This is a genomic window from Kluyvera sp. (genome assembly GCF_047971185.1).
In the GTDB taxonomy this organism is placed as follows: Bacteria; Pseudomonadota; Gammaproteobacteria; order Enterobacterales; family Enterobacteriaceae; genus Kluyvera.
Genome location: NZ_JBKDZH010000148.1, coordinates 1 through 3,406, shown reverse-complemented (window position 1 = coordinate 3,406; position 3,406 = coordinate 1). Strand labels below are relative to the sequence as shown.

Genomic DNA, 3,406 nt, shown 5'->3' with positions numbered 1-3,406 from the left:
AGTTTATGAAACTGCATTTATGAATTGCCTCGCGGGCCTGATCAAATGGTCTTGCAGGCACTATATGGCACGGAGGCCGGACGTTCCCCACCCCTGACTTATACAATAAGGTGCTTTGACAATGGAGAAGATTCAGCACACTTCACCATAGCTGTAAAATGTCAAAATAACTTTAGTTTCCACTCAAGCAAACCAGTGAATGCATGTGACTTGGGGTACGCTGCTTGACAGAAAACACATTTTTCTTAAATTCTGCAAGTTTTCCCTAGACTACATTTGTGTGTGATATGAGAGACACACTGCCTCTAGAAAATTCAAGTTACAAATGTAGTGAAAGGTCAGATGCAGAAAGGCCCCAAAATACCTCTGGGCCAAGGGGACATCTCTTTGGCTCACTCAGTAAAGCAATGGCCTTCCTGTCTCCACTGGTCACATGGGCAAGCAGGTTCAAATCCTCACCCCACCTCTTTGCATTTCTCCCAAAAATAAAGATCAATTTCTCCTGTGTTTTCGAATGAGCAATGAAGCTCCTGTTGGGCACATTAGAGGTGTGTTGCAGCGGTGTTATCCTGGCTCCTGTGGTAGTGGTAGTCGGGTTGCACCCTTGGATCCATAGGGTGTCTGGATGGTCCGTCTTTCTCTCAGAGGTGTATACTACCAGAGCAGACGGTTAGAAGAGGAACTCAAGTAAAGTTTCGAAACACAGAAATTGAGCTACAATAGGGAGGAAAGCTGGTAGTGACCAGTCAGATGTGGAAAGGCCCCAAAATACCTCTGGGCCAAGGGGACGCCACTTTGGCTCACTTGGTACGGCAGTGGCCTTCCCGTCTCCATTGGTCATGTGGGCGAGCGGGTTCAAATCCTCGTCCTGCCATACTGCACTTCTCCCCAAAATATACATCAATTTCTCCTGTGTTTCAGAGCGAACAGAAAAGCTCTCTTTGGGCGCATTAGGCAAATAAAGATTCTTGCTCTACCTTCTTGAGGTAAAGAATCTGAGTGTCTTTTTCCTTGTTTTGTTTCACACCCCTACTCTTGTCCCACCAATTCCCCTCCAATGACCCAGAGAGGAAAACTAGCTACTTAATGAATTGTAGGCTGTGCTTGCCAATTTGTACACACCCTTGCAATTAGTGCTGGTATCAGGAAAAACACTCTACAAAACTGAAGGGGGATATAAAGATGAACTGCTGTCTAAATAAAGATATACATTATTTCTATCTATCTACATCTCCAACGCCCTGTCCCCCCACGGGAACTTACCACAAGGGGGTGGCCACAGTACAAGCGTCTCCAGCTCTCCCTATTCAGGCACTCTCTCTCAGTACATTCCATTCCTCACCTCCCCACTCTCTCTCTCCAATACTCATCCACTCTATTTATCCATTTCACGGGTGGTCTCCCCCTGACACCCCCTCCCTCAATCTTGCCCTCATACCCTCTCTTCACCAAGTCATCCTCTCTCATTCTCTTCAAATGTCCATACCATCTCAGTGTACCACCCTTCACCCATACAACCACTCCACACTCCACTCCCTCTGCTGTTGCACCCACACCACATCTCCTATATATGTCTTCATTACTTTCTGCATCCCACCCTGACATACCTCACGCATCTCTTAAGTAACTCATTATAACCGCACATATTCGTGATTGCTGTCCTACATTCCATGTCCATGTCTCTGCTGCATATGAGAGTTGGGAGGATGATACTGTTCCTTATACTCTTTTTTACCTCCATGCTTATACTTCTCCCGTTCATAACTCTCTCCAATGCACCTATAACCTGCCTACCCTTCACTGCTCTCCCTTACCTCTCCCTCCATGCTCCCATGCTTACACATAACTGACCCCAAGTACTTCAATTCAGTCATTTCCTTCATCCTCTTCCTCCCCAACTAGATCTTACACTGTCTTGCTCTCTGCCCTAACTCAGTATGGCTTTGCTAAAATCAATAGTCTGCTCTCTCGCCCTCTCAAAAACCATTACTTTACTCCTGCCTGCATTTACTTTCAACTTTCTCCTTCTGCAGACCCTGTCAAATTCATCCACAATCCTCTGTAGCATCCTCTCATTTTCAGCAAACAACACTGTGTCATCTGCGAACAGCCCTGCCACCAAAGACTGCTCTACATCTCTCACATTCAGTCTAGCACCCGGATCTCCCACACTGACTTTCATCTCTCTCATACACCCATCCATATAAATATTAAAAAGCCATGGTAATATCACACACCCCTGTCTCACACCGACACCAACACTGAAACTCTCACTCAACTCCCCATTCACAGGCACAGAGGCACTCGCATCCTAGTAAAAAAAAAATCTTATCCCTTCAAGTAATTACCTTCCCACCCCATATATCCTAAAGACATCCCATAAACCCTTCCTGTCAACCCTGTCATATGCCTTATACAAGTCCATGAAAGCAGCAAACAGCTTCCTATCCTTCTCCAGGTACTTTTCAACCATCATTTTCAGTGCAAAAACCTGATCCACGCACCCCCTCCCCTTCCTAAAGCCCCCTTGTTCATCACCTACACTTTCATTCGTTATTTTCATCATCCTCTCATTTAAAACCCTTCCATACACCTTTCCTGGCACACTGAGTCAACTTATTCCCCTATAGCTGTTACAATCATCCCTAATCCCTCTTCCTTTGTACAGTGGCACAATGATGGCTTTTCTCCAGTCTTCCGGCACCTCACTCTGCTTCCATGCTAGATTACATATCCACAGCATCCTCTCCACAACTATATCTCCTATATACTTCAGCATTTCTGCTGTTATACCATGAATCCCAGGGGCATGATAATAAAACACAAACAGTCAGGAAACTCAACAATTACACCATACTGTGGCTTACTTGACAGCAAAATGAAATTATCGTATGTGCTGGTCATGTTTCTCTCATCATAGTCATTGCCCCACCATTTTTTTCTCACCTGACTTATGCAACTGTCATGGGTCATCTACAATAATGGAATGCAAAGGAAAACCAGGAATAGTGAAGAATTCAGACCCCTGATCAAACAATTTTTATATTAAAAATGAGAATACAAAAAAAATCTGGAAAAAGCTTATGATAGGGTGGACAGGGAAGCTCTGTGGGATGTTCCAAAACTTTATGGCACAGGAAGTTGTTTATTAAAAAACAAAGAGGCTAGTGCCATGTGTATCAGTACACAGTAGAGGGAGAAAGAGTTTAGGATTAGTGTGGCAGTGAGAAAGGGTGTGTCATGTCACCTTGGCTCTTTAATAAATACATGGATCGGTGTATAAGAGAACTGAAAGTGAAAGTAGGTGGTAGTGGTGCAGAAGTGCATATGAATGGTGTGGAGCAGTTGTAGAGGCCCAGAATGGCAGATAAGCGCTTTCAAGGCCCTGGAGCCTTGGGCATGCCTT

At 44.7% G+C, this 3,406-nt stretch carries 1 pseudogene; it reads right to left on the bottom strand.

Annotated elements, in window-relative coordinates:
- Nucleotides 1–1,927: 1,927 nt before the first annotated feature.
- A pseudogene (locus ACK5JN_RS24250) lies at nt 1,928–2,593 on the bottom strand (RNA-directed DNA polymerase).
- Between the last annotated feature and the right edge of the window lie 813 nt (nt 2,594–3,406).